The organism is Streptomyces sp. NPDC088730 (assembly GCF_044751215.1).
Lineage (GTDB): Bacteria > Actinomycetota > Actinomycetes > Streptomycetales > Streptomycetaceae > Streptomyces.
The window spans coordinates 764,551-788,712 of the sequence record NZ_JBIVLK010000001.1 but is presented as its reverse complement, the minus strand read 5'-3'; the positions used below and the strand labels follow the sequence as shown (position 1 = coordinate 788,712).

The following is a 24,162-nucleotide window of genomic DNA, read 5'->3' as shown; positions in this document are numbered from 1 at the left end:
AGATGTGCGTGCCAGACCCCGCGAGCCCGGCACTGTCCGAACAAGAGGCCCCAGGAGACGCCCGGCCGGTCGCGCCGCCGGGCAGGGCCCGAACGCGCCCGGGACGGGCACGCGACGGAACCGGCGGCAGGCCCGGCCCACGGTCCGGTCCGCGGGAACCGGTCACCGGGCGCGTCCGGACGAGGAGTTCACGGCGGCGGCCGGGAGGGGGTCCGGGCAGTCACGGCGACGGGCACCCCGCCGCTGGCACTCCGCACGATCGGAAAGGTGACCGGGGCTACCACTGGAACAAGTTCTCGTTACAGTGGACGCGGTGCGCCGTGGCCGGGACCCGCACGCCGCCGAGACCGCGAAGAGACGGGGAGTCCATGACTCAGGTGATGAACCACGGTGGTGGCGTCCACAGCATCAAAGTCCCCATCCCGGACAACCCGTTGGGCCACACCCTGGTCCATGTCCTGGACACGGACCGGGGCCCGGTCCTGATCGACACCGGCTGGGACGACCCCGAGGCCTGGGACACCCTGACGGCCGGGCTCACGGCGGTGGGCGTGGACGTCACCGACATCCACGGCGTGGTCATCACCCACCACCACCCCGACCACCACGGCCTGTCCGGCCAGGTGCGCGAGGCGTCCGGGGCGTGGATCGCGATGCACGCCGCCGACACGGCGATCGTCCGCCGCACCCGGGAGTCGGAGCCGGGCACCTGGCTGTCGTACCTCGCGGCGAAGCTGGCGACGGTCGGCGCCCCGGAGGACCACATCGCCCCGCTGCTGGCCGCCCGCGAGAAGGGCGGCCGGATGCGCACCCTGCCCGGTCTGCGGGCCGCGCTCCCGGACCGCGAGATCGTGCCCGGCGAGCTCCTCGACCTGGCGGGCCGCGAGCTGCGCGCGATCTGGACCCCGGGCCACACGCCGGGCCATGTCTGCCTGCACCTGGAGGAGGACCACCCGGCCAATCTGCCCGGCCGCGGCCGCCTCTTCTCCGGCGACCACCTGCTCCCCGGCATCAGCCCGCACGTCGGCCTCTACGAGAACCCGGACGACGCGACGGAGACCGACCCGCTCGGGGACTACCTCGCCTCCCTGGAACGGATCGGCCGCCTCGGGGTGGCCGAGGTGCTGCCCGCCCACCAGCACGCCTTCGCGGACGCGGCGGGCCGCGTCCGCGAGCTCCTCGACCACCACGAGGAGCGCCTCACCGGCCTCCTCGGGCTCCTGGCCGAACCGCTCACGCCCTGGCAGCTGGCGGAGCGGATGGAGTGGAACCGCCCCTGGGAGCAGATCCCCTACGGGTCGCGGAACATCGCCGTCTCCGAGGCCGAGGCGCACGTGCGCCGGCTGGTGAAGCTGGGCCGTGCGGAGGCGGTCGCGGGGAGCGGCCCGGTGACGTTCGTCGCGGTGTGACTCCTCATACGGAGCTTGTGGTCTGCCCGGAGACGGGGTGCGTCCGGCCGCCGTCCGGCAACTGAGGACCGGCGCGGCCCCCTCCGCCGGCCGGCCCGGTGACAGCGCCCGGCCGGCCCGGTGACAGCGCCCGGTCAGGGCTTCCTCGGTGACCGCCCGGTAGAGTGTGCGAGTCGTCATCACGCCCGTTCGGGGGGAAGCCGGTGCGAATCCGGCACTGACCGTTCCCCGAGTTCTCGGCTTCGCTCGAAGCAGGGGAGACCCCGTCCCGTAACCGCCCGTCGGCGGGGATCGGAATGCCCTGTCCGTGTCGTGACCGGCTCGTGCCATCGGGACCCCGGTGGCCGGCACCGTCGAGGTACACGGAGCCGGAGCCCGGTGCCTCCGCGCGCCCGGTACCGGTTCCGGCAGGAGAGGCCCCGCCCGCCATGACCGTACGCCGCAGCGCAGCCGCGCTCGCCGCCACCGCTGCCGTGCTCTGCGCGGCCGCAGCCGCAGCCCCGGCCGCGATCGCCGCGCCGTCCCCCTCACCGTCCGCGTCCACGGCGCTGCCCTCGGGGCTGTACGGCACGGCGGACCCGACGTACGACGGGGTGTGGCGGCAGTCGCTGGCCTTCGTCTCCCAGCGGTCCGTGGGCGTCATGCCCGCCGCGGAGGCCGTGGACTGGCTGGTCGGGCAGCAGTGCGACAGCGGGGCGTTCGCCGCCTACCGCGCCGACCCCTCCGTACCGTGCGACGCCAAGTCCGCGATCGACACCAACGCGACGGCGGCCGCCGTGCAGGCGCTGCACGAGGTCGGCAAGCACGAGGAGCTCGTCGCCAACGGGCTCGACTGGCTGAAGTCCGTCCAGAACGAGGACGGCGGCTGGGGGTACACCGCGGGCAGCCCGAGCGACGCGAACTCCACCTCGATCGTGATCGGCGCCCTCGCCCGCGCCGGGGAGCGGCTCGGCGACATCACGACGCACGGCGGCAAGACCCCGTACGACGCGCTGCTCACCTTCGCCATCCCCTGTGGTGGCGAGGACGGCGGCGCCTTCGCCTACCAGCCCGACAAGGCCGGCAGGCTCGCCGCCAACGGCGACGCCACCGCCGCGAGCGTGCTCGGCTCGCTCGGCAAGGGGCTCGTCGTCGGGGACACCGCTGCGGCCAAGGCCCCCACCTGCAAGAACGGCAACCCGCTCAGGCCGGAGCGGGCCGCCCAGAACGGCGCCCACTACCTCGCCGGTGCCCTCGCGAAGACCGGGCACCTCGACCAGCCGCCGATGCCGGGGGCCGAGGACAGCGCCCCGCAGCCCGACTTCGGCAACACCGCCGACGCGGTCGTCGCCCTCTCCGCCTCCGGGCACAAGGACAAGGCCGCCGCCTCCGTGAACTGGCTGGCGAAGAACTCCGCCGGCTGGGCCGCGCAGAGCGGCCCAGCCGCCTACGCCCAGCTGGTCATGGCCGCCCACTCCACCGGCGCCGACGTGCACGACTTCGGCGGCGCCGACCTCGTCGCCCAGCTGAACGCGACCGGGCCCGCGCCCTACTCCATCTCGACGCCGAAGCCGACGGCCACCGTGGAGGAGAAGAAGGACAGCGGCGACGGGGACGGGATCGGCGGTGTCTGGTGGTTCGTCGGGATCGGGCTCGCCGTCGGCGCCGGCGCCGGATTCCTGATCAGCGGCCGCCGGAAGAACCGGCAGCTGTGAGCGGGCGCGGACGGGCCACCGTACTGCTGGTGGTCCTGGGCACCGTCCTGTCCGTGCTCGGCGCGGGGACGGCCCAGGCGGCGGGATACCGCTACTGGTCCTTCTGGGAGGGCTCCGGCAGCGGTTGGGCGTACGCCACCCAGGGGCCGTCCCTGGTCCGGCCGGACGACGGCTCCGTACAGGGCTTCCGGTTCGCCGTGAGCGCCGACTCCCAGGACGCGGCGAAACCGCGCCGCTCCCCCGACTTCGCGAAGATCTGCGCGGACACCCCCGCCAAGGACGGCAGCAAGCGGGTCGCGCTCGTCATCGACCCCGGCACCGCCGCCGACGCGCCGCAGGGCGAGACCCCGCCCCCGCCGCGTACCGCGTGCGCCCGGGTCCCGGAGGACGCGAGCAGTGCGGAGGCGCTCGCCTCCGTGGCCAAGCCGCTGCGGTACGGAAGCGACGCGCTGCTCTGCGCGATCTCCGGCTACCCGGCCGCCGGGTGCGGCGAGCAGGTCTCCGGAACCACCGGTACCGAGAGCGGCCGGGCCACGGCGTCCGCGCCCACGTCCACGGCCGCTTCCGCCCCCGGCAGCGATGACTCCGGCGGCGGTCCGTCAGCCGGGGTGCTCTTCGGGGTCGGCGCCGTCCTTCTGCTCGGCATCGCCGCAGTCGCGCAGGCCCGCCGCCGCCGCGGATGAACGGCTCGACGGACGGCCCCGGGAACGCTCCGGTGGCCGTCGCTCCCGCCCCGGTCTGGCGCGCCCCCGCCGCGACCCGGAGCAACGCGCTGCCCGCCGGGGCGTGGTGGCTGTGGGCGCTGGGGCTCGCCACCGCCGCGTCCAGGACAACCAACCCGCTGCTGCTCGGCCTGCTGGTGGGCGTGGCGGGATACGTGGTGGCCGCGCGCCGGACGGACGCGCCGTGGGCCCGCTCGTACGGGGCGTTCATCAAGATCGGGCTGTTCGTCATCGGGGTGCGGCTGCTCTTCTCCGTCTTCCTCGGCTCCCCGATCCCCGGCACGCACCCGGTCTTCACGCTGCCGGAGGTGCCGCTGCCGGACTGGGCGAAGGGGGTGCGGATCGGCGGCCGGGTCACCGCGGAGCAGCTGCTGTTCGCGCTGTACGACGGGGCGAAGCTGGCCACCCTGCTGATCTGCGTCGGCGCGGCGAACTCGCTCGCCAATCCGGCCAGGCTGCTGAAGTCGCTGCCCGGTGCGCTGTACGAGGCCGGGGTGGCCGTCGTCGTCGCGATGACGTTCGCACCGAACCTGGTCGCCGACGTGGTGCGGCTGCGCACCGCCCGGCGGCTGCGCGGCCGGCCGACCGGTGGCGTCGGGGCGGTGCTCCAGATCGGGCTGCCGGTCCTGGAGGGGGCGCTGGAGCGGTCGGTCGCGGTGGCGGCCTCGATGGACGCGCGCGGCTACGGGCGCACCGCCGAGGTCCCGGCCGCCGTCCGGCACACCACGAACGTCCTCACCCTGGGCGGGCTGCTCGGGGTCTGCGCCGGCACGTACGGGCTGCTGGCCGCGCAGGGCGCGGTGTACGGGCTGCCGCTGCTGATCGCCGGGCTGGTCGCGGCGATGGCCGGGCTGCGTCTGGGCGGGACGCGTTCGGTGCGGACCCGCTACCGGCCCGACCGCTGGGGCGTACGGGCCTGGCTGGTGGCGGGCTCAGGTGCGGCGGTTGCGGTGGCGATGATCTGGGCGGGCGGCGCCGATCCCGGGGCGCTGCACCCCGGAGTCGTACCGCTGACCGCGCCGGTGCTGCCGCTGTGGCCCGCCGCCGCGGTGCTGATCGGTCTGCTGCCCGCGCTGGTCGCGCCCGTCCCGCCTTCCCCCACAGGCTTCGAGGAGCAGGTGTGATCCGGTTCGACGATGTTTCCGTGCGCTACGAGGGGGCCGGGCACAACGCCCTGTCGGGGGTCGGTCTGACCGTTCCCGAGGGCGAGCTGGTGCTGCTCATCGGCCCTTCGGGGGTCGGCAAGTCGACTCTGCTGGGTGCCGTGTCGGGTCTGGTGCCGCACTTCACCGGCGGGCGGCTGACCGGGCGGGTCACCGTCGGCGGGCGCGACACCCGCACGCACAAGCCGCGCGAGCTGGCGGATCTGGTCGGCACGGTGGGCCAGGACCCGCTCTCCCACTTCGTGACCGACACGGTCGAGGACGAGCTGGCGTACGGCATGGAGTCGCTGGGCCTGGCCCCTGACGTGATGCGGCGGCGGGTCGAGGAGACCCTCGATCTGCTGGGCCTGGCCGGGCTGCGGGACCGGCCGATCGCCACGCTCTCCGGCGGCCAGCAGCAGCGGGTCGCGATCGGCTCCGTCCTCACCCCACACCCCCGGGTCCTGGTGCTGGACGAGCCGACGTCCGCGCTGGACCCGGCGGCGGCGGAGGAGGTCCTCGCGGTCCTCCAACGGCTCGTCCACGACCTGGGTACCACGGTCCTGATGGCCGAGCACCGGCTGGAGCGCGTCGTGCAGTACGCCGACCAGGTCGTCCTGCTGCCCGCGCCGGGCGCCGCCCCGGTGATGGGCGCCCCCGCCGATGTCATGGCCCTCTCCCCGGTGCATCCGCCGGTCGTGGCGCTGGGGCGGCTGGCGGGCTGGGACCCGCTGCCGCTCTCGGTGCGGGACGCCCGGCGGCGGGCCCCCGGGATGCGGGAGCGGCTCGCGGGGCTGGTGCCCGGCCCGGTCGGCGGTGCGGCCGGGCCGTCGCTGCCGGCCGGGGTGACCGCCGCACCCCGCCCCGCCGTGCGGCGGTCCGGCCTGGGCAGGCTGTTCGGCCGGGGCCCGCGGGAGACCTCCGCCGGGCCCGAGCCCGTCACCGACGCCACCACCCGGATCGAGCGCCTCGGGGTGCGGCGCGGCCGGGTCGAGGCGCTGCGCGGCGTCACGCTCACCGTCGCGCCCGGTGAGACCGTCGCGCTCATGGGACGTAACGGCGCGGGCAAGTCCACCCTGCTCGCCGCCCTCGTGGGGATGGTCGAGCCCACCTCCGGCAGCGTCCTGGTCGGCGGCCGCACGCCGCACCGCACGCCGCCGCGCGAGATGGTGCGCCGGGTCGGGCTCGTACCGCAGGAACCGCGCGATCTGCTGTACGCGGACACGGTCGCCGCCGAGTGCGCGGCGGCGGACGCCGACGCGGGCGCCGCACCGGGCAGCTGCCGGGCCCTGGTCTCCGAGCTGCTGCCGGACGTGCCGGACGGCACCCACCCCCGTGATCTCTCCGAGGGCCAGCGCCTGGCCCTGGCCCTCGCCCTCGTGCTCACCGCCCGGCCCCCGCTGCTGCTCCTGGACGAGCCGACCCGGGGGCTGGACTACGCGGCGAAGGCCCGGCTCGTCGGGGTGCTGCGCGCGCTGGCGGCGCGGGGCCACGCGATCGTGCTCGCGACGCACGATGTGGAGCTGGCCGCCGAGCTGGCGCACCGGGTGGTGATCCTCGCCGACGGGGAGGTGGTGGCGGACGGGCCGACCCCTGAGGTGGTGGTCTCCTCCCCCGCGTTCGCCCCGCAGACCGCGAAGATCCTGGCCCCGCAGGAGTGGCTCACCGTGAGCCAGGTGCGCGCGGCCCTGGGGGGTGGCGCGTGAGCGGCGGGACGGGCCGGGGCGCCCGGCCGGTGCGGCTCGGGCCGCGGGCCGTCGCCGCGCTGGTGCTGATCAGCGCGATCGGGGTGGTGGCCTTCGGCTGGCCGCTGCTGGCCGGGGCCGATTCGGGTCTCGCGCACGCGCAGGACGCGCCGTGGCTGTTCGCCGCGCTACTGCCGCTGCTGGTCGGGGTGGTGGTCGCGATGATCGCGGACGCCGGACTGGACGCGAAGGCGGTGGCGATGCTGGGGGTGCTGGCCGCCGTCGGCGCGGCGCTGCGGCCGCTGGGGGCGGGCACCGCGGGGCTTGAGCCGATGTTCTTCCTGATGGTGCTGAGCGGGCGGGTGCTGGGGCCCGGCTTCGGATTCGTGCTGGGCTCGGTGACGATGTTCGCGTCCGCGCTGCTGACCGGCGGGGTGGGTCCGTGGATGCCGTTCCAGATGCTGTCGATGGGCTGGTTCACGATGGGCGCGGGCCTGCTGCCCGCGCCGGACCGGCTGCGCGGGCGCGCGGAGCTGCTGATGCTGGCGGCGTACGGGGCGGTGGCCGCGTTCGCGTACGGGACGATCATGAATCTGTACGGCTGGACCATCGTGCCGGGCCTCGGCTCCGGGATCTCCTTCCATCCCGGTGACCCGCTCGGCGACAACCTGGTGCGCTTCCTCGCCTACTGCACGGCCACCTCGGCCGGCTGGGACCTGGGCCGGGCCGCGCTCACCGTCGTCCTGACGCTGACCGTCGGGACGGCGCTGCTGAAGGCGCTGCGCAGGGCCACCCGGCGTGCCGCCTTCGAGGCCCAGGTCACATTCGACGTCCCGGCGGAGTGAGGGCACCCACAGGACCTTGGTCCTGTACGAAGCGGAATAGGAGCCGTCGGGATCGTACGCAACCCCCCGTTCCACCCCCTCCGAGCTGCTATGCAGCGTTATGGGGTGGTTCGGGACCTTCGGTCCCGGGTGCGATGCGGGGTCGTACCGGGGGTCATTGCGGTCGTCGAACGGCGCCGCTAACACTGGTTGACGTCGCCGAGCACCGCAGCGTCCACCGGATACGGACAGCGGTCAACGAGCACCGGGCCAGGCAGGATTCGGACCGGCGGGCGACTCAACCGTTCCCGACGTTAGGTTCCCTGTGTCGTTCGCCAGCACCCTTCTCGCCAAGCCCCGCAACGCCCGTCGCAAGACCGTCATGGCCGGCGCCGCCGTCCTCCTGAGCGTCGGCGGTGTGGCCGTGGGCGCGACCTCCGCCACGGCGGCCCCGTCCGCCGCGCCGGCCTCCGCCGGCGGCAGTGCCCAGGACACGGCCAGGCAGATGATCGGTGACGAGGCGCAGTTCCAGTGCTTCAGCAACATCGTCAGCCACGAGAGCGGCTGGAACCCGAGCGCGACCAACGCCTCCTCCGGCGCCTACGGCCTGGTCCAGGCCCTGCCCGGCTCGAAGATGGCGTCCGCCGGCTCCGACTGGCAGACCAACGCCTCCACCCAGATCAAGTGGGGCGTGGACTACATGAACTCCCGCTACGGCAGCCCGTGCGGCGCCTGGTCGTTCTGGCAGGCCAACAGCTGGTACTGAGCCGGCCCGGACTCCGTCCGCGTATGACCGACGACCCCGACCGCGACGCGGTCGGGGTCGTCGGCGTGCCGGTCCGGGATCAGTGCCGGGCCGATGCGGCGTCGAACCAGCGCACGATCTGCGGACCCGACTTCAGGTAGGTCTCGTTGTGGGTGACCGGTCCCTGGTCGATCACCGGCGCCCGCACCCCCCGCCGCGCCAGATCGGCCGCGCAGCTGCGGGCGTTGGCGATGGGTACGTCGGTGTCGCCGGAGGAGGAGTAGAGCCGTACCGGTACGTCCGGCTTCCAGGCGCAGTTGCCGTCCTGGGCGCGGACCACCGCGAGCAGGGCGCCGGCCGGGTGCTGGATCTTCTCGTAGTAGTCCTCCGTGAGCAGCTCCTTCAGCGTCGCGGGGAGGGCCGGGATGATCTCCTCCTCGAAGTGGTTGGTGTCGAAGAGGCCCTCGACGATGTCCGCGTACGGCTCCCGGAACGCCTCCGAGGGGTCCTTCCAGAGCGGGTGGAGCCGGTTCTGCGCGGTGAGGAAGTACGTCATGTAGAAGAGGGCGCTGGTGCTGTTGACCCTGCCGTCGAAGATGGCAGGCGTCTCCGCGTGCTCCAGGTCGTAGGGGCCGGAGACGGGGGCCAGGGCCCGCAGGGCGAACCGCCGGTCGGCGCCGCTCTCCAGGGCCTTGCCGAGTGCCATGGCGACCTGGCCGCCCTGCGAGAAGCCGCTCGCGTACACGTCACCGGTGAGCGGCCGGCCCAGCCGCTGGGCGGCGGTGCGCGAGGCGCGGAGCATGTCGAGTGACGCGGTGACGGCGGAGCCGGTGTCCATGTACGGGTGCAGGCCGGGGCCCTTGCCCAGGCCCAGGTAGTCCGGGGCGGCGACCGCCCGGCCCGCCGAGGCGTGGAGGTAGGCGGCGTAGCGGCCGGAGTCCTCGGTGGCCGAGGGCGCGTAGTCGCGGTGGGCCATCGTGCCGTGGGTGTCGGAGACCAGGTCCAGCCGGTGGGCGCCGCCCTCGGGGAGCACGAAGAGGCCGGTGGCGGTGGTGGGCCCGCCCTGCGGGGTGACGGTGCGGTAGGTGAGGCGGTAGGCCCGGACGCCGTGTCTGACGGTGGCCGTGTCCATGCCCGCCGTGGCGAGGAAGTCCGCGACGCCGGCCCGGTCGTGGCGGGCGACGGGGGTGAGGGCGACGAGTTCACCGCGGGCATCGTGCCGCTGTGCGGCGGGTGCGGACCCGGTCCGGCCGGGCGTCTGGTGTCCGGCCGCCGTGGCGGGGACCGTGCCCAGCGCGGCGAGGACCACGACGGTGGCGGCGGCCAGGATGCGTCGAGTGGCGTTCGTCCGGGCGGAGTTGCTCGCGTTGTTTTCCATGCCCATGACGCTAGGCAACCGTCGCGGGGGCCGACATCCGCGTACGCCCCCGCCCGAAGGTGTATCTGGCAGCACCATCGGGCTTGGGGGCACCCCCGCAGGGGCGTTACAGGCGCTGGATGATCGTTCCGGTCGCCAGCGCCCCGCCCGCGCACATGGTGATCAGCGCGAACTCCTTGTCCCTGCGTTCGAGTTCGTGCAGGGCCGTGGTGATCAGCCGGGCGCCGGTGGCGCCGACCGGGTGGCCGAGCGCGATCGCACCGCCGTTCACGTTGACCTTGGCGAGCCCGTCGAGGTCCCGCTCGAAGACCTGGGCCCAGCTCAGCACGACCGAGGCGAAGGCCTCGTTGATCTCGACGATGTCGATGTCCTTGAGCGACATCCCGGCCTTCCCGAGCACCGCGCGGGTGGCGTCCACGGGGCCGTCGAGGTGGAAGTGCGGGTCGGAGCCGACGAGCGCCTGGGCCACGATCCGGGCCCTCGGCTTGAGCTTGAGGGCCCGCGCCATGCGCTTGGAGGCCCACATGATCGCGCAGGCGCCGTCGGATATCTGCGAGGAGTTGCCCGCGGTGTGGATGGCGGTGGGCATCACGGGCTTGAGCCCGCCGAGCCCCTCCATCGTGGTGTCGCGCAGCCCCTCGTCGCGGTCGACCAGCCGCCACATGCCCTGTCCGGCGGCCTGTTCCGCCTCCGTGGTGGGCACCTGGACCGCGTAGGTCTCGCGTTTGAAGCGCTCTTCCGCCCAGGCGGCGGCCGCCCGCTCCTGGGAGAGGAGGCCGAGCGAGTCCACGTCGTCACGGGTGAGGCCGCGCCTGCGGGCGATGCGCTCCGCGGCCTCGAACTGGTTGGGCAGGTCGACGTTCCACTCGTCGGGCCACGGCTTGCCCGGTCCGTGCTTGGAGCCGCTGCCGAGCGGTACCCGTGACATCGCCTCGACCCCGCAGCTGATGCCGACGTCGATCACCCCGGCCGCGATCATGTTGGCGACCATGTGGGAGGCCTGCTGCGAGGAGCCGCACTGGCAGTCCACGGTCGTCGCGGCGGTCTCGTACGGGAGCCCCACGGTGAGCCAGGCGTTGCGCGCGGGGTTCATGGACTGCTCGCCGGCGTGGGTGACGGTGCCGCCGACGATCTGTTCGACGCAGTCGGCGTGGATGCCGGTGCGGCCGAGAAGTTCACGGTAGGTCTCACCCAGCAGATAGGCGGGGTGCAGATTGGCGAGCGCGCCTGAGCGCCTGCCGATGGGGGTGCGTACGGCTTCGACGATGACGGGTTCCGCGGCCATGAGCTCGTCCTCTCCTCGCACTTCCGCAGAGGCGTCCCGGCGCCCACGGAAGGAACTAGTACGCGTTCTAGTTCTTCGTGCAGTCTTATGAGGATTACCCTCGGTACGCAAGGGGCTTGCACGGACCTTGCCCACGCTTCACCGCCGCCACCCACCACAAATCGGCCTGGTTCACGGATGCTTCACGCAACAGATCGGGCCATGCCTCTTGTCAGTTGTAGAACTCGTTACTACCTTTCGGGCAACTTCTGATGGGTCGTCAGACAAAGCTCGGACGGCTCTCGGACCGACCTGGCGTTCTCGACCTGGAGCTGCCGATGCCCTGCCCCCATCTGCCTCAAGGGTTCGACTTCACCGATCCCGACCTGCTCCAATCCCGCGTTCCGCACCCGGAGTTCGCCCTGATGCGGGAGACCGCGCCGGTCTGGTGGTGCACCCAGCCCGCCGGCATCTCCGGCTTCGACGACGAGGGTTACTGGGTCGTCACCCGGCATGCGGACGTCAAGTACGTGTCCACCCGTCCCGAGCTGTTCTCGTCGAACACCAACACCGCGGTGATCCGCTTCAACGAGACGATCAGCCGCGACCAGATCGACGTCCAGAAGCTGATCATGCTGAACATGGACCCGCCGGAGCACACCCGGGTCCGGCAGATCGTCCAGCGCGGTTTCACCCCGCGTGCCGTCCGCTCGCTCGAAAAGGCGCTGCGCAGCCGGGCACGCTCGATCGTCGAGACCGCGCAGGCCGGCGCGGACGACGACGGCTCCTTCGACTTCGTCAACAACATCGCCGTCGAACTGCCCCTCCAGGCCATCGCCGAGCTGATCGGCGTACCGCAGGAGGACCGGAGCAGGATCTTCGACTGGTCCAACAAGATGGCCTCGTACGACGATCCGGAGTACGCGATCACCGAGGAGATCGGTGCGGAGGCGGCCATGGAGCTGGTCTCGTACTCGATGAACCTCGCGGCGGCGCGCAAGGAGTGCCCGGCCAAGGACATCGTCTCCCAGCTGGTCGCCGCGGAGGGCGAGGGCAACCTGTTGTCGGACGAGTTCGGCTTCTTCGTCATCCTGCTCGCCGTGGCCGGAAACGAGACCACCCGCAACGCGATCAGCCACGGCATGCACGCCTTCCTCACCCACCCCGAGCAGTGGGAGCTGTACAAGCGCGAGCGGCCGCAGACGACCGCGGAGGAGATCGTCCGCTGGGCGACCCCCGTGGTGTCCTTCCAGCGGACCGCCACCCAGGACCTCGAACTGGGCGGCCAGCAGATCAAGAAGGGCGACCGGGTCGGGCTGTTCTACTCCTCGGCCAACAACGACCCCGAGGTCTTCGAGAGCCCGGAGGAGTTCGACATCACCCGCGACCCCAATCCGCACCTCGGCTTCGGCGGCGGCGGCCCGCACTTCTGCCTGGGCAAGTCCCTCGCCGTCATGGAGATCGACCTGATCTTCAACGCCATCGCGGACGTACTCCCCGACCTGCGGATGGTGAGCGACCCGCGCCGGCTGCGGTCCGCCTGGCTCAACGGCATCAAACAGCTCCAGGTGAGCACCACGAACGCCTGACCACGGCGAATGCCGGCAGCACGAACGCCGTACCGTCGGGTACCGCCCGGACCGTCCCGGACCTCCGCCCGAACGTCCGTCCGCACCCCGCACCGGTGGCGGACGGGCGTGCCGGGACTCACGCTGCCCTTCGGGGGCCGGGCCGCCGAGAAGCCGGAGGCGGTGTCCGGCGGCCCGCCGGGGGCTACGGCTTTCCGGCCACCGCTTCACCGTCCACCTTCGGCGGCGGCCCCGGCCGCGCGGCCTCCCCCGCCTTCCCGGCCCCGGCCGCCTTCGGGAGCTCCCCGGACCCGGTCACCGGCTGCTGGAGCCGGCGCGGCCCGGCCAGCGCGTAGGTCAGCCCGAAGCCGAGCGCGACCACCGCCGCCCCGCCCACCGCGTCGAGCACCCAGTGGTTGCCCGTCGCGATGATCGCGGAGACCGTGAACAGCGGGTGCAGCACCCCGAGGAGCTTCATCCAGACCTTCGGGGCGAGCATCACGACCACCACACCGCACCACAGCGACCAGCCGAAGTGCAGCGAGGGCATCGCGGCGTACTGGTTGGTCACGCCCGTCAGCGTGCCGTAGTCGGGCTTCGCGAAGTCCTGGACGCCGTGGACCGTGTCGATGAAGCCGAGCCCCGGCATCAGCCTCGGCGGGGCCAGCGGGTAGAGCCAGAACCCGACCAGGGCCAGGACCGTGGCGAAGCCGATGGAGCTGCGGACCCAGCGGTAGTCCGCGGGGCGGCGTACGTACAGCACCGCGAGGATCGCCAGCGGCACGATGAAGTGGAACGTCGAGTAGTAGTAGTCGAAGAAGTCCCGCAGCCAGCCGACCCCGACCACCGCGTGGTTGGCCCAGTGCTCTATGTCGATGTGCAGCCACTGCTCGGCCGCGTGGATCTGCCTGCCGTGGTGCTCCGCGGTGGCACGGCCGGCCGTCGCGGCCAGCCTGACGTGCTGGTAGGCCGAGTAGACGACCCTGATCAGCAGCAGTTCGAGCAGCAGGTTGGGCCGGCTGAGCACCCGCCGCCAGAACGGCAGCAGCGGCACCCGGCTCCAGCGGGCCGGGACGGGGGCCGCGTAGTCGGTGGGGACCGGCTGCTGCCAGTAGGGCGAGGTGCGCGGCAGGAACGGGGCGACGCACGCGGCCCCGAGCGCGGCGATCAGCAGCACGTTGTCGCGTACCGGGAACATCGACTCGATGTTGGGCAGCAGCATCTTGCCGGGCAGCGTGATCACCAGGACCACCACGGCCGGCCACACCATCCGGTCCGAGGCCCGGGTGCCGACCCGGCCGACCACCGCGAGCAGCACCCACAGCAGCTGGTGCTGCCAGGCGGTCGGTGAGACGGCGACGACGACACAGCCGGTGACGGCCACCGCGAGCAGCAGCTGCCCGTCGCCCGCGTACCGTGCGGCGCGGCGCAGACCGAAGAAGCAGACCGCCGCCGCGAGCACCGCGAAGAGCGCGATCTCCAGCGGACCCGCCAGTCCGAACCGGAGCAGCGCGCCGTGCAGGGACTGGTTGGCGAGACTGTCGGCCTGGTCGCCGAGGCCGGCCCCGGCGACGTGGTGCACCCAGTACGTCCACGAGTCGTGCGGCATCGCCGCCCAGGCCAGTGCCGTGCAGGCGGCGAACGCGGCGCCGCCGGTCAGGGCCGCCCGGCGTCTCCCGGTCAGCCAGAGCAGCGCGGCGAACAGCAGCACGGTCGGCTGGAGCGCGGCCGCGACGCCGATCAGGACGCCGGAGGCGCGCTCGCCGCGGACGACGAAGCAGCCGACGAGCACCAGGAGGACCGGCAGGATGCTCGTCTGGCCCAGGTAGAGGGCGTTGCGGACCGGCAGCGAGAGCATCAGCAGGGCGATCGCGACAGGGGCGGCGAACAGCGCGGTGCGCCTCTTGACCGGGCCGGGCAGGGCGCGTGCCGCGATGACGCCGAGGGCGGCGACGAGCAGCAGCGAGCCGAAGGTCCAGGCGACCCCGAGGCTCTGCTCTGCGGTCCGGGTGAGCGGTTTCAGCACCAGACCGGCGAAGGGGGTGCCGGTGAACCGGTCGGTGTCGTAGAGCGAGCCCGTCACATGAAGCACACCGTTCTCACCGGTCCAGGTATCCAGATCGGTGAGCCGTTCGCCAGGCGGCTGCCGCAGCACCACCGCCATCTGCCGTACGGCCAACGCGGCCACGACCAGCCAGAGGACGGCTCGGGCCGCCCCCGTCCTCGTCCCTGCCGTCGCCTCTCCGCGCACACTGTGCTCCGCATTCGCCACGCTGCGCCGACCCTCCCGCCGTCTTGTGCCGGCCCTCGATCCGGGCATGCTGTGAAACCTTCGCATTGCGCTATGAGGTAGACCCAATCAACCCCCTCTTCACCTGACTGTCATCCGGCTTTTGTCCGAAAGAATGTCCGGCGGTCCGGCCGGTCCGGGTCCGGATGGCCGGAACCGGCGGGACCGCCCCCACGTCTGAGCCCGTGACCAGGGCCTACGGGGGAGGAGCCGGGATGCGGTGGACGGGGACGGATCAAACGGATCAAGGGGAACGGGCCGGATCGCGGGCCTGGGCGGTCCGCGCGCTGTCACTGGTCATGATGCTGCTGTCGCTGCAGATCGGCTCGCTGATCGCACCGGCGTACGCCTGCGGCTGCGGGGCGATGGTGGTGCACCGGAACAGCCAGGTCTCAGTGGACCGGGAGACCTCCGTGGTCAGCTGGTCGGGCGGCACCGAGCAGATAGTGATGCAACTCACCGTCCGGGGGAACGCGCCGGAGGCCGCGTGGATCATGCCGGTGCCGCACCGAGCCACGGTCGCGCTGGGTGACGCCTCGCTCTTCTCCGAGCTCGAAACCCTCACCGCGCCGGTCCGCGAGACCAGGCACTACTTCTGGCCGCGCGCCGGCGACTGGCCGTTCGGCGGTTCGGGCAGCACGTCGGGGGAGTCCGCCGCGCCCTCGGCCGCCGCACCGGTCGGGGTGGTGGGCCGGGAGCGGCTCGGGCCGTTCGACGTGGCCCGGCTGACCGCGACCGATCCCGCGGCCCTGGAGGGCTGGCTGACGGAGAACGGCTTCGAGCTCCCGGACCGGCTGTCGACGGCGCTGCGGCCCTATGTCGAGCAGGGGTGGGAGTACGTGGCGATCCGCCTCGCCCCGCGGGAGAAGGGCGGTCCGCTGCTCGGCCGGCTCGACCCGCTGCGGCTGCGTTTCGCCAGTGCCGGGCCCGTCTACCCGATGCGGCTGTCCCGGCTCGCCACGACACCGCAGTCGTTGGGGCTGTACGTGCTGGCGGCGCACCGCATGGAGCCGCGCGGCCGGATCGGCGGGCTGCAACCGGAGGTGACCTACGCGGAGCCGGTCGACACCGGCCGGGACGGCGGCGCCTACCCGGCGCTGGGCGAGCTGACGGGCGGGAAGCCGGTGTTCCTCACGGCGATCAGCCAGTCGTTCCCGCGGCCGGAGCGGATCGACGGCGACCACGAGCTGCGGGCAACGGCCGCCGACACCCCGTACCGGACCACGTACTACCGGGACGAACTGCTGACCGTGGGGCCCGTTCCGGCCTGGGTGCTGACGCTGCTCGGTGCCGTGGCGGCGGCGGTCGCGGCGGTGCCGCTGGTAGCGCGCTCGCGGCGGCGGCGGCCGGTGACACCGCCGCCGCCGGTCATGGCGCCGCCCCCGCTGCGGTGAGCGCCGGGCTCAGCCCTCCACCGGGGTGTCCGCCTGCCAGCCCGTGAAGAGCGGGAGCTCGCCCCCGCCGTCGAGGACCACGATCCCGAACGGGCGGTCGAAGGCGATGCGCAGGACGCGCCGCGGCACCGGCGCCGCGCCCCCCGGTGCCGCGACGACGGTCACCGCCGCCGCCTCCACGCCCGCCTCCGCGACCTTCACCACGGCCTCCTGCACCACCTGGGAGATCCTGAGCGGCTCGGGCGACAGCCACCCGAAGTCGGCGGCCTCGCCCGTCGCGACCCGGATCCCGAGCGCCGCCAGCTGCTCGGTCACCTGAACGTTCGTACGCAGGGTGAATCGCGGAACCGCGATGCTCAGGACGTCCGTGTCCAGCGGGGTGCGCTGGGACCGCGGCGCCCAGGCCGCGGGCAGTACGTCGGCCGCTCCCGCGCCCGGCTCCCCCAGCACCAGCCGGACCCGGGCCGGGGCGCCGCCGGAACGCTCGGTGCGGCAGCGCAGCTCGACGACCTGGGTACCGCGCACCGTCCAGCCGTCCCACGGACCGCGCCCCGCGCACATGGTCGGCACCGCGCGGCTCACCCCGGCCGCGTCGGTGAACGGCAGCTCCCGGGTGTGGGCGGGATCGAACGGCTCGTCCCACCGCGCCTTCAGCGCCAGTACGTTGACGAGCACCAGCAGCATCTCGTCGCTGATGTCCAGCGGCAGCGACTCGACCAGGCCGCCGGTGGCCTCCCGCACCCAGGCGTCGACCCCGGTGGCGTCCATCGGCCCGAACCCGACGTCCGCCAGCGCCTCCCGGTACTCCCGGTAGACCGGCACCCGGGTCCACACCCGGGTCGCCACCCCGAGCGCGTCGGTGGCCGCCAGCTCGCGCGTTCCGGCCGTCACCGCGTCCGCGGCCTGCCGCTCCGCCACCCCGAGCACCGTCCGCAGCTCGTCGGCGGTCTCGCCGCGCGCCCCTGCCGCGACCACGGCCAGGGCCAGCCAGAGCCCGGCCGGCGAGCAGACGAAGCTGCCACCGCCGGGCACCGCCAGCTCCCGTATCCACCGCTCGCCGAGCCGCTGGACCGCCCCGGCCCCCGTCGTCGATACCGTTTCCCGCGTCACCGATGCCCCCTGCACCCAAATCGCTTTCCGCACAGCTGCGCGAAAGACAGAATGGCCCGATGACGTGGACCGTGACGCCCGAACGCTTCGACTCCTCCGACGGCGCGCTGCTGCGCCGGGACTACTACGACGAGGTCGCGAGCCGCTACTGGGGGCGGCCGGCCACCTCGGAGGAGATCGACGAGGGGCTCACCGACGACGGTGCCGCGCTGCTGACCCCGCCGACCGGTGAGTTCGTCGTCGGCCGGTTCGACGGGCGGGCGGCGGCCTGTGCCGGGCTGATCGTGAAGGGGACGGCGGACGGGGCATCCGGGCCCGGCGAGGTCGCGGAGCTCACCCGGGTGTTCGTACGCCCGGAGGTGCGCGGCACGGGCGGTGGCGGGCTGCTGCTCGCGGCGATCGAGGACCGGGCGCGGGCCCTGGGCGTCCGGCTGATCCGGCTCGACACCCGTGACGACCTGGTCGAGGCGCGTGGGCTGTACGCGAAGCACGGCTACCGGGCAGTCCCGGCGTTCCACCGCCGCATGTACGCGGACCACTGGTTCGCCAAGGAACTCAGCCCCGCCGTGTGACGGGTCCCCGCGCTCAGGCCTGGTGGTCCCGCTTCGGCTCCGGGCTGTGCGGCCGTTCCCTGCTCGATCCGCTCGTCTCTGCCGTCAGCTCGGAGACCAGGGCGACCAGGTCGGTCGGGCGGTCGGGGCCCCACCAGTCGCCCAGCAGCTCCGCCAGCGACTCCTCGCGGGCGTGCGAGAGCTTCACCACGGCCTCCGCGCCGGGTTCGGTGAGCACCAGCTGCATGCCCACCCGGCGGGCCAGCCCGCGTTCCTCCAGCTGCCGGCCCGCCTCGCTGATCACCCGCAGCGGCACCGGGGCGACCTCGGCGAGCCGGGCGGGTTCCACGGTGCCGTGCCGTTTGATGCGCAGCAGCATCCAGCTCGCGGCGGGCAGCAGGTCGAATCCGGCCTTCTCGGTGATCTTCACGTAGACCTCGCGCCGCCCCTCCCTGGTGGCCAGGACCGAGAGGGCGCGGGCGCATTCGTCGTACGAGGACCGCTCGACCGGGTTCGACGCCAGGGTCTCGCTGGGGTCGGGGGCGGTCACCGAACCCCGCAGCTTGTCCTCCTTGAGCAGCCAGGCGAAGGCGAAGGCGATCAGGACGACGGGGGCCGCGTACAGGAACACGTCGGTGATCGACGTCGAGTACGCGTGGATCACCGGTCCCCGGAGCGCGGGCGGCAGCTGGCCGAGGGCGCGCGGATCGGCGGACAGGCCCTGCGCGCTGACCCCGGGCGGCAGGGCCCGCCCGTCGAGCGCCGCACCGAGCTTGTCGGTGAGCCGGTTGGTGAAGATGGTGCCGAAGATGGCGACGCCGAACGAGGCGCCGATGGAACGGAAGAACGTCGCCCCCGAGGTGGCGACGCCGAGGTCCTGGTAGGTCACGGCGTTCTGCACGATCAGGACGAGCACCTGCATCACCAGGCCGAGACCCGCGCCGAAGACGAAGAAGTAGCTGCTCATCTCCAGGGTGCTGCTGGTCTCCGTGAGCCGGTGCAGAAGCAGCAGGCCGATCGCCGTGATGCCGGTGCCGAGGATCGGGAAGATCTTCCAGCGGCCCGTCCGGCTGACGATCTGGCCGGAGCCGGTCGAGGTGAGGAGCAGGCCGAAGACCATCGGGAGCATGTGGACACCGGACATCGTCGGCGAGATGTCGTGCACCACCTGGAGGAAGGTCGGCAGGTAGGTCATCGCGCCGAACATCGCGAAGCCGATGACGAAGCTGATCACGGCGACGAGGCTGAAGGTCCTGATCCGGAACAGCTTCAGCGGCAGTACGGGTTCGGCGGCGCGCCGTTCCACGTACACGAAGACGGCCAGCAGCAGCACGCTGAGCACGGCGAGGCCGATGATCTGCGCCGAGCCCCAGGGCCAGGTGGAACCGCCCAGCGAGGCGACCAGGACCAGGCAGGTGGCGACCGAGGCGATGAGGAAGGTGCCCAGGTAGTCGATGGTGTGTTTCGTCCGGCGGACCGGGATGTGCAGCACGGCGGCGATCACGGCGAGCGCGATGACGCCGATGGGGAGGTTGATGTAGAAGACCCAGCGCCAGCTGAGCTGCTCGGTGAAGAAGCCGCCGAGCAGCGGTCCGAGCACGCTCGTCATGCCGAACACCGCTCCGAAGAGACCCTGGTACTTGCCTCGTTCGCGCGGCGGGACGATATCTCCGACGATCGCCATCGAGAGCACGATCAGCCCGCCGCCGCCGAGCCCCTGGAGGGCGCGGAAGCCGATCAGCTGAGGCATGTTCTGGGCGATGCCGCAGAGCGCGGAGCCGATCAGGAAGATGACGATGGCGATCTGGAAGAGCCGTTTGCGCCCGTACTGGTCACCGAGCTTTCCCCAGAGCGGGGTCGCGGCGGTCGACGCCAGCAGATAGGCCGTGACCACCCATGACAGGTGCTCCAGGCCGCCGAGGTCACTGACGATGGTCGGCAGCGCGGTGGAGACGATGGTCTGGTCGAGTGCGGCGAGCAGCATGCCGAGGAGCAGGGCGCCGATCGCCACCAGGACCGACCGGGTGGAGCGGTTTTCACCCGGGGCCGGGGCCGGGGGGCTCAACTGCTGGGCCATGTGACATCTCCTCGGATCCGCTGGACACCCATCCTGTCCGTTTTGCACCGTTCTGGCCTGCCGAGGAGCCGCACGATTGGGCTTCCCGGCGGCGGACTGCATAATCGCAGGCAGTTCAAGGGGAGGGGACCCACAATGACCGGACATATGTGCCCGGAGTGCGGTACGGACAGCAGACCCGGCACCGGACCGGGCTGCGACTGCGCGCCCCGGGGCGGCGCCGGGCGGCCGTGGGGCGACGGACAGCGGTACGTCACGGAGGAGCAGCGGGCCGCCGAGCAGCACCGCGTCGTCCAGGAGCACCACGCCGGGCGGTCGGCCGAGTTCGCGGCGGCGGAGGACTTCGACCCGCTGCGCATCCGGCCGTACGTGACGCTGGGGGGCGAGGAGACCCCGGGGGCCGGGGAGACCCCGGGGGCCGGGGAGACGGCAGGGGCCGGGGGGACCGCGAGGGCCGGGCAGACGGCCGCCGGCCGTGGCGGCTCGTCGGGCCACCCGGCGCAGGATTCGAGGGGATACCCGGCACAGGGCACGAAGGGGTACCCGGCGGAGGGCCATGCGGGGGACCCGGTGGAAGGCCGCGCGGGGAACCCGGCGGAGGGCCATGCGGGGGACCCGGTGGAAGGCCGCGCGGGGAACCCGGCGGAGGGCCGCGCGGGGAACCCGGTGGAAGGCCATGCGGGGAACCCGGCGGAGGGCCGCGCGGGGGACCCGGCCACCACGATGCCCCTGTTCCTCAACCCGGCGGGGCCCGGCACCACGGGCACCCCGGACGGTCCGGACAGCCACCCGGGCACCCCGGCACCGACGGCGGCCCCCGACCCGGTGCGGCCGCGCCGCCGCAGCCCCTTCGCCGCGCTGGCCGCGGGGGCGGCCGTCGTCGCGGTGGTGGGCACGGCGGCGTTCGTCGGCGGGCTGTTCAACGGGGACGGCAACGGGGACGCCGATCTGGACCCGGTCCTGCCCTCCACGGTGGCCAGCCTCCCCGAGGAGAGCGCCGCGCCGTCGCCCTCGACGACGTCGTCCGTCTCCGCGCCGCCGTCCCGGTCCGCCTCGGCGTCGACGTCCGCCTCCGCTTCCACGTCCACGTCCGCCTCGCCGTCCCGGTCCGGGTCGCCCTCGGCGAGCCCCTCCGCGTCCGCGTCAGCGTCCACCGGCGCCTCGGCCCCGCCAGCCGCGTCCTCCCCGGCGTCCACGGCGGACACCGGCAACACGGCGCCGGCCGCCCCGCCCGCGCTGTCGGAGGAGGGCGGCACGCTGCGCCGCGGCGACCACGGCCCGGAGGTGGCCGAGCTGCAGCGCCGGCTCCAGGAGATCGGGCTGTTCATGAGCACCGCCGACGCCGACTACACGGACCGCGTCGAGGACGCCGTGCACCGCTACCAGCGGTACATGTACATCCAGGGCGACGACGACGGGGTCTACGGGCCGAATACCCGGCGGGCCCTGGAGGCGATCACGACGGGCCACGGGCGCTACTGACCCGCCTCCCGCACCCCTCCCGCACCCTCCCCGCCCCCACTCCGGCCCCGATCCGGCTCTGCCCCGGCTCCCCCTCGATCCCGCCCCCGGCGGGATTGGCTTTCCCCGGCAGGTTTTTGTATCGTGATGGAACAAAGTGGCCCCCAAACGCACTCCCTGACCGGCGGGCGGGGGCCGCTTGTTCTCTTTCCGGGGGTCTCACGCGTCCCCGCACCGCCACCCCGCCCTGGAGCCCGCCCATGCCGGCCACCGTTCTCACCGCCCGCGCCCTCCTGCTCGACATGGACGGGACCCTGGTGAACTCCGACGCCGTCGTGGAGCGCTGCTGGCGGCGCTGGGCGCTGCGGCACGGACTGGACCCGGAGGCCGCGCTCAAGGTGGTCCACGGCCGACAGGGGTACGCCACCATGGCGGTGCTCCTCCCGGACCGCCCGGTGGAGCAGAACTACGCGGACAACCGGGTGATGCTCGCGGAGGAGACCGCCGACACCGACGGTGTCGTCCCGGTCGGCGGCGCCGATGTCTTCATGGACGCGATCGCCGCGCTCCCGCACGCCCTGGTCACCTCGGCCGACCAGGCGCTCGCGCGGGCCCGGATGACCGCGGCCGGGCTGCGGATGCCCGAGCTGAAGGTGACCGCCGAGAGCGTGGGCGCCAGCAAGCCGGACCCGGAGGGCTTCCTCAAGGGCGCGGCCGGGCTGGGCTTCGACCCGGCGGACTGCATCGTCTTCGAGGACTCGGAGGCGGGCATCGCGGCCGGCCGGGCGGCGGGCATGCGCGTCGTGGGCGTGGGCCCGCGCGCGGCGGCACTCTCCCCGGACGCGCACGTCGAGGACCTGACGCAGATCCGGGTGGAGGCGGCGGCCGACGGTTCGGTCCTGCTGCACATCAGCGCCCGGTAACCGACGGTTGGGTCCTGCGGCACATCAGCGCCCGGCAGTCGACGGTTGGGTCCTGCCGCACATCAGCACCCGGTAACCGACGGTCCGGTTCTGCTGCACATCAGCGCCCGGCAGTCGACGGTCCGGTCCTGCCGCACATCAGCCCCCGGCAGCCGACACCCCTGTCCCGTCTCGGTGCAGCCGTCCCCGCGCCACCAGTTCCAGCACGGTCGCGACGGCCGCCGCCTGTACGGCCATCAGCGCCACCAGCACGAACAGTTGCACAGCGCCCGCCTGTACGGGTGAGGCGCCGCCCAGCAGCATGCCGACGAACGCTCCGGGCAGCGTGACGAGCCCGACCGTCCGGGTCTGATCGAGCCCCGGCAGCAGCGCGTCCGACGCGGCGGGCCCGGCGATCTCCAGCCGCGCGTCGCGGTCCGGGAGACCGAGCGCCATCGCCGCCTCCACCTCCCCGTGCCGGGTCGCCAGCTCGTCGAGCGCCCGCCGCCCGCCGAGCACCGTCGCGGTCAGGGCGCCCCCGATCAGGATGCCGGTCACCGGGATCAGCGCGATGCCCCGGACCGGCACGAGCCCGGTGAGCAGCAGCGCCGCGACCACCGGTACGACCCCCGCCCCGATCGGCACGGCCACCCACCGCCAGCTGCGGTTTCCGGTGACGCGGTGACCCGCCGTCCACACCGCGACGCCGAACATCAACGCGATGAACGCGAACGTCGGCGCAGAGGCGTGCACCACCCAGCCGATGAGCGAGGAGACCGCGGCGAGCTGCACCGCCGCCCGCAGCCCGGCCAGGACGATCTGCCGCGACCGGCCGAGCGAAGCCAGAGCGGCGATGCCGGCGGCCGCCGCGAGCAGCAGGGCGAGCATGATCCCGAGCGTGATGTCGACCGGTAGCAGCACGCGGCCACCCTAACGACCCGGCGCACGACGACGGGCGGGCTCCCGGCACTCCGCACGGCTCCGCCTCCGGTCGGACCTGCCGTCCCATCAGTTCCGTACGCCCGCGCACTCACTCGCGCACGCCCCCGCACCCCGGTCCTCTTCGTCAGAACCCTTGATGTGACGTGCCCATGTCGCCACTCTGTTACCTGGCGCCCACCCCACGGAAACCCGGCGCCGCCACGATGGCCGGGCCGTACCGCACGGCCGGGCCAAGGTCCCCCCACATCAAGGGAGTTCGCATGTCAGGTGTCTACGCGCGTCGCATAGCCGTCCTCGCCGCATCCGCCGCCCTCGCCGCAACCACCGGGCTGCTCACCGCTCCCAGCGCCCAGGCCGCCATGCCCACACCGGTGGCCGCGTCGACCGCCCGCACCTATCTGGGCCAGCTGACCGTGCAGGCGGAAGGTTCCTCCAGCGGATACAGCAGGGACAAGTTCCCGCACTGGATCACCCAGTCGGGCGCCTGCAACACCCGCGAGGTGGTCCTGAAGCGGGACGGCACGAACGTCACACAGGACTCCAGCTGCGCCGCCGTCAGCGGCAGTTGGTACTCGGAGTACGACGGGGCCACCTGGACCGCCGCCGCCGATCTGGACATCGACCACATGGTGCCGCTCGCCGAGGCCTGGCGGTCCGGCGCCTCCAGCTGGACCACCGCCCAACGACAGGCCTACGCGAACGATCTGACGCGCCCTCAGCTCATCGCCGTCACCGACAACGTCAACCAGTCCAAGGGCGACAAGGACCCGGCCAAGTGGCTCCCTTCGCGCGCCGCCTACAAGTGCACCTACGCACGCGCCTGGGTGCACGTGAAGCACTACTACGACCTGACCGTCGACTCGGCCGAGAAGACCGCACTGCAGTCCGTGCTCAACGACTGCTGAACGATCACTGAACGGCGGCCGGCCCGCTGACCCCGGCGCCGGAACCGCCCCGCACTCCCCCGTCGTTCCGTACGGTACGAACTCGCCGTACGGAACCGT

General features: G+C 73.2%; 19 protein-coding genes. 13 read left to right on the top strand and 6 right to left on the bottom strand.

All coding sequences use genetic code 11. From position 1 onward, the window contains the following. Nucleotides 1-368: 368 nt before the first annotated feature. From ACIP89_RS03560 to ACIP89_RS03530, 7 genes are all read left to right on the top strand, one after another. On the top strand, nt 369-1,409 hold the full coding sequence (locus ACIP89_RS03560; RefSeq protein WP_401921219.1) for an MBL fold metallo-hydrolase: 1,041 nt from the start codon (nt 369-371) through the stop codon (nt 1,407-1,409). Between the two features lie 428 nt (nt 1,410-1,837). Next, the gene (locus tag ACIP89_RS03555; protein ID WP_402112778.1) at nt 1,838-3,103 is read left to right on the top strand and encodes a prenyltransferase/squalene oxidase repeat-containing protein; all 1,266 of its coding nucleotides are present in this window, start codon (nt 1,838-1,840) and stop codon (nt 3,101-3,103) included. Continuing rightward, nucleotides 3,100-3,786: an SCO2322 family protein gene (locus ACIP89_RS03550; RefSeq protein ID WP_401922326.1), complete on the top strand. Its 687-nt coding sequence runs from the start codon at nt 3,100-3,102 to the stop codon at nt 3,784-3,786. Before ACIP89_RS03555 ends, ACIP89_RS03550 begins: the two co-directional genes overlap by 4 nt. Further along, the gene (locus ACIP89_RS03545; protein WP_402112776.1) at nt 3,783-4,949 is read left to right on the top strand and encodes an energy-coupling factor transporter transmembrane component T; all 1,167 of its coding nucleotides are present in this window, start codon (nt 3,783-3,785) and stop codon (nt 4,947-4,949) included. Before ACIP89_RS03550 ends, ACIP89_RS03545 begins: the two co-directional genes overlap by 4 nt. Continuing rightward, nucleotides 4,946-6,673 carry an ABC transporter ATP-binding protein gene (locus ACIP89_RS03540; protein ID WP_402112774.1) on the top strand — a complete coding sequence of 576 codons (1,728 nt, stop codon included), beginning with the start codon at nt 4,946-4,948 and terminating at the stop codon, nt 6,671-6,673. The genes ACIP89_RS03545 and ACIP89_RS03540 overlap by 4 nt, the downstream gene beginning before the upstream one ends. After that, complete coding sequence (locus ACIP89_RS03535) at nt 6,670-7,497, top strand: ECF transporter S component (RefSeq protein WP_401921226.1); 828 nt, start codon at nt 6,670-6,672, stop codon at nt 7,495-7,497. Before ACIP89_RS03540 ends, ACIP89_RS03535 begins: the two co-directional genes overlap by 4 nt. Nucleotides 7,498-7,801: 304 nt before the next feature. Next, nucleotides 7,802-8,242 carry a transglycosylase SLT domain-containing protein gene (locus ACIP89_RS03530; RefSeq protein WP_401921228.1) on the top strand — a complete coding sequence of 147 codons (441 nt, stop codon included), beginning with the start codon at nt 7,802-7,804 and terminating at the stop codon, nt 8,240-8,242. A gap of 79 nt (nt 8,243-8,321) precedes the next feature. On the opposite strand, the gene ACIP89_RS03525 is transcribed toward ACIP89_RS03530, so the two are convergent. Together ACIP89_RS03525 and ACIP89_RS03520 are read right to left on the bottom strand one after the other, a co-directional pair. Beyond that, nucleotides 8,322-9,605 carry an alpha/beta hydrolase gene (locus ACIP89_RS03525; protein ID WP_402112771.1) on the bottom strand — a complete coding sequence of 428 codons (1,284 nt, stop codon included), beginning with the start codon at nt 9,603-9,605 and terminating at the stop codon, nt 8,322-8,324. 100 nt (nt 9,606-9,705) lie between these two features. Continuing rightward, a complete protein-coding gene (locus ACIP89_RS03520) occupies nt 9,706-10,884 on the bottom strand; it encodes a steroid 3-ketoacyl-CoA thiolase (RefSeq protein WP_401921231.1) in 1,179 nt (392 codons plus the stop codon). A gap of 317 nt (nt 10,885-11,201) precedes the next feature. On the opposite strand from ACIP89_RS03520, the gene ACIP89_RS03515 reads away from it, so the two are divergent. After that, nucleotides 11,202-12,452 carry a cytochrome P450 gene (locus ACIP89_RS03515; protein WP_401922321.1) on the top strand — a complete coding sequence of 417 codons (1,251 nt, stop codon included), beginning with the start codon at nt 11,202-11,204 and terminating at the stop codon, nt 12,450-12,452. Nucleotides 12,453-12,636: 184 nt separating this feature from the next. Here the strand turns inward: ACIP89_RS03515 and ACIP89_RS03510 are convergent, their stop codons facing one another. Further along, on the bottom strand, nt 12,637-14,751 hold the full coding sequence (locus ACIP89_RS03510) for a bifunctional glycosyltransferase 87/phosphatase PAP2 family protein (RefSeq protein ID WP_402112768.1): 2,115 nt from the start codon (nt 14,749-14,751) through the stop codon (nt 12,637-12,639). Nucleotides 14,752-15,023: 272 nt separating this feature from the next. Here ACIP89_RS03510 and ACIP89_RS03505 point away from each other — a divergent pair, with 272 nt between their 5' ends. Continuing rightward, entirely contained in the window at nt 15,024-16,115 is a 1,092-nt protein-coding gene (locus ACIP89_RS03505) for a DUF2330 domain-containing protein (RefSeq protein WP_402113476.1), read from the top strand. Nucleotides 16,116-16,124: 9 nt separating this feature from the next. Here ACIP89_RS03505 and ACIP89_RS03500 read toward each other — a convergent pair whose 3' ends face one another. Next, on the bottom strand, nt 16,125-17,225 hold the full coding sequence (locus ACIP89_RS03500; protein ID WP_401922314.1) for a serpin family protein: 1,101 nt from the start codon (nt 17,223-17,225) through the stop codon (nt 16,125-16,127). Nucleotides 17,226-17,284: 59 nt separating this feature from the next. Here ACIP89_RS03500 and ACIP89_RS03495 point away from each other — a divergent pair, with 59 nt between their 5' ends. Further along, nucleotides 17,285-17,797 (top strand): GNAT family N-acetyltransferase, encoded by a 513-nt coding sequence (locus tag ACIP89_RS03495; protein WP_401921235.1) that lies wholly within the window; start codon nt 17,285-17,287, stop codon nt 17,795-17,797. Between the two features lie 13 nt (nt 17,798-17,810). Here ACIP89_RS03495 and ACIP89_RS03490 read toward each other — a convergent pair whose 3' ends face one another. Then, nucleotides 17,811-19,853 carry a DHA2 family efflux MFS transporter permease subunit gene (locus ACIP89_RS03490; protein WP_402112765.1) on the bottom strand — a complete coding sequence of 681 codons (2,043 nt, stop codon included), beginning with the start codon at nt 19,851-19,853 and terminating at the stop codon, nt 17,811-17,813. A 135-nt stretch (nt 19,854-19,988) separates the two neighbouring features. On the opposite strand from ACIP89_RS03490, the gene ACIP89_RS03485 reads away from it, so the two are divergent. Further along, a complete protein-coding gene (locus ACIP89_RS03485; RefSeq protein ID WP_402112762.1) occupies nt 19,989-21,335 on the top strand; it encodes a peptidoglycan-binding protein in 1,347 nt (448 codons plus the stop codon). A 239-nt stretch (nt 21,336-21,574) separates the two neighbouring features. Further along, complete coding sequence (locus tag ACIP89_RS03480; RefSeq protein ID WP_401921239.1) at nt 21,575-22,237, top strand: HAD-IA family hydrolase; 663 nt, start codon at nt 21,575-21,577, stop codon at nt 22,235-22,237. A 138-nt stretch (nt 22,238-22,375) separates the two neighbouring features. On the opposite strand, the gene ACIP89_RS03475 is transcribed toward ACIP89_RS03480, so the two are convergent. Further along, nucleotides 22,376-23,137: an ABC transporter permease gene (locus ACIP89_RS03475; RefSeq protein WP_402112759.1), complete on the bottom strand. Its 762-nt coding sequence runs from the start codon at nt 23,135-23,137 to the stop codon at nt 22,376-22,378. 281 nt (nt 23,138-23,418) lie between these two features. Between ACIP89_RS03475 and ACIP89_RS03470 the strand changes: the two genes are divergently transcribed. Further along, nucleotides 23,419-24,063 carry an HNH endonuclease family protein gene (locus ACIP89_RS03470; protein WP_401921243.1) on the top strand — a complete coding sequence of 215 codons (645 nt, stop codon included), beginning with the start codon at nt 23,419-23,421 and terminating at the stop codon, nt 24,061-24,063. Nucleotides 24,064-24,162 lie beyond the last annotated feature (99 nt).

Excerpts from the sequence above, each read along its gene's own strand:
- ACIP89_RS03560 (WP_401921219.1), top strand. The coding sequence starts at position 369 with ATGACTCAGGTGATGAACCACGGTGGTGGCGTCCACAGCATCAAAGTC.
- ACIP89_RS03555 (WP_402112778.1), top strand. The coding sequence starts at position 1,838 with ATGACCGTACGCCGCAGCGCAGCCGCGCTCGCCGCCACCGCTGCCGTG.
- ACIP89_RS03545 (WP_402112776.1), top strand. The coding sequence starts at position 3,783 with ATGAACGGCTCGACGGACGGCCCCGGGAACGCTCCGGTGGCCGTCGCT.
- ACIP89_RS03525 (WP_402112771.1), bottom strand. The coding sequence starts at position 9,605 with ATGGGCATGGAAAACAACGCGAGCAACTCCGCCCGGACGAACGCCACT.
- ACIP89_RS03520 (WP_401921231.1), bottom strand. The coding sequence starts at position 10,884 with ATGGCCGCGGAACCCGTCATCGTCGAAGCCGTACGCACCCCCATCGGC.
- ACIP89_RS03515 (WP_401922321.1), top strand. The coding sequence starts at position 11,202 with ATGCCCTGCCCCCATCTGCCTCAAGGGTTCGACTTCACCGATCCCGAC.
- ACIP89_RS03510 (WP_402112768.1), bottom strand. The coding sequence starts at position 14,751 with ATGCCCGGATCGAGGGCCGGCACAAGACGGCGGGAGGGTCGGCGCAGC.
- ACIP89_RS03505 (WP_402113476.1), top strand. The coding sequence starts at position 15,024 with ATGCTGCTGTCGCTGCAGATCGGCTCGCTGATCGCACCGGCGTACGCC.
- ACIP89_RS03495 (WP_401921235.1), top strand. The coding sequence starts at position 17,285 with ATGACGTGGACCGTGACGCCCGAACGCTTCGACTCCTCCGACGGCGCG.
- ACIP89_RS03490 (WP_402112765.1), bottom strand. The coding sequence starts at position 19,853 with ATGGCCCAGCAGTTGAGCCCCCCGGCCCCGGCCCCGGGTGAAAACCGC.
- ACIP89_RS03485 (WP_402112762.1), top strand. The coding sequence starts at position 19,989 with ATGACCGGACATATGTGCCCGGAGTGCGGTACGGACAGCAGACCCGGC.
- ACIP89_RS03480 (WP_401921239.1), top strand. The coding sequence starts at position 21,575 with ATGCCGGCCACCGTTCTCACCGCCCGCGCCCTCCTGCTCGACATGGAC.
- ACIP89_RS03470 (WP_401921243.1), top strand. The coding sequence starts at position 23,419 with ATGTCAGGTGTCTACGCGCGTCGCATAGCCGTCCTCGCCGCATCCGCC.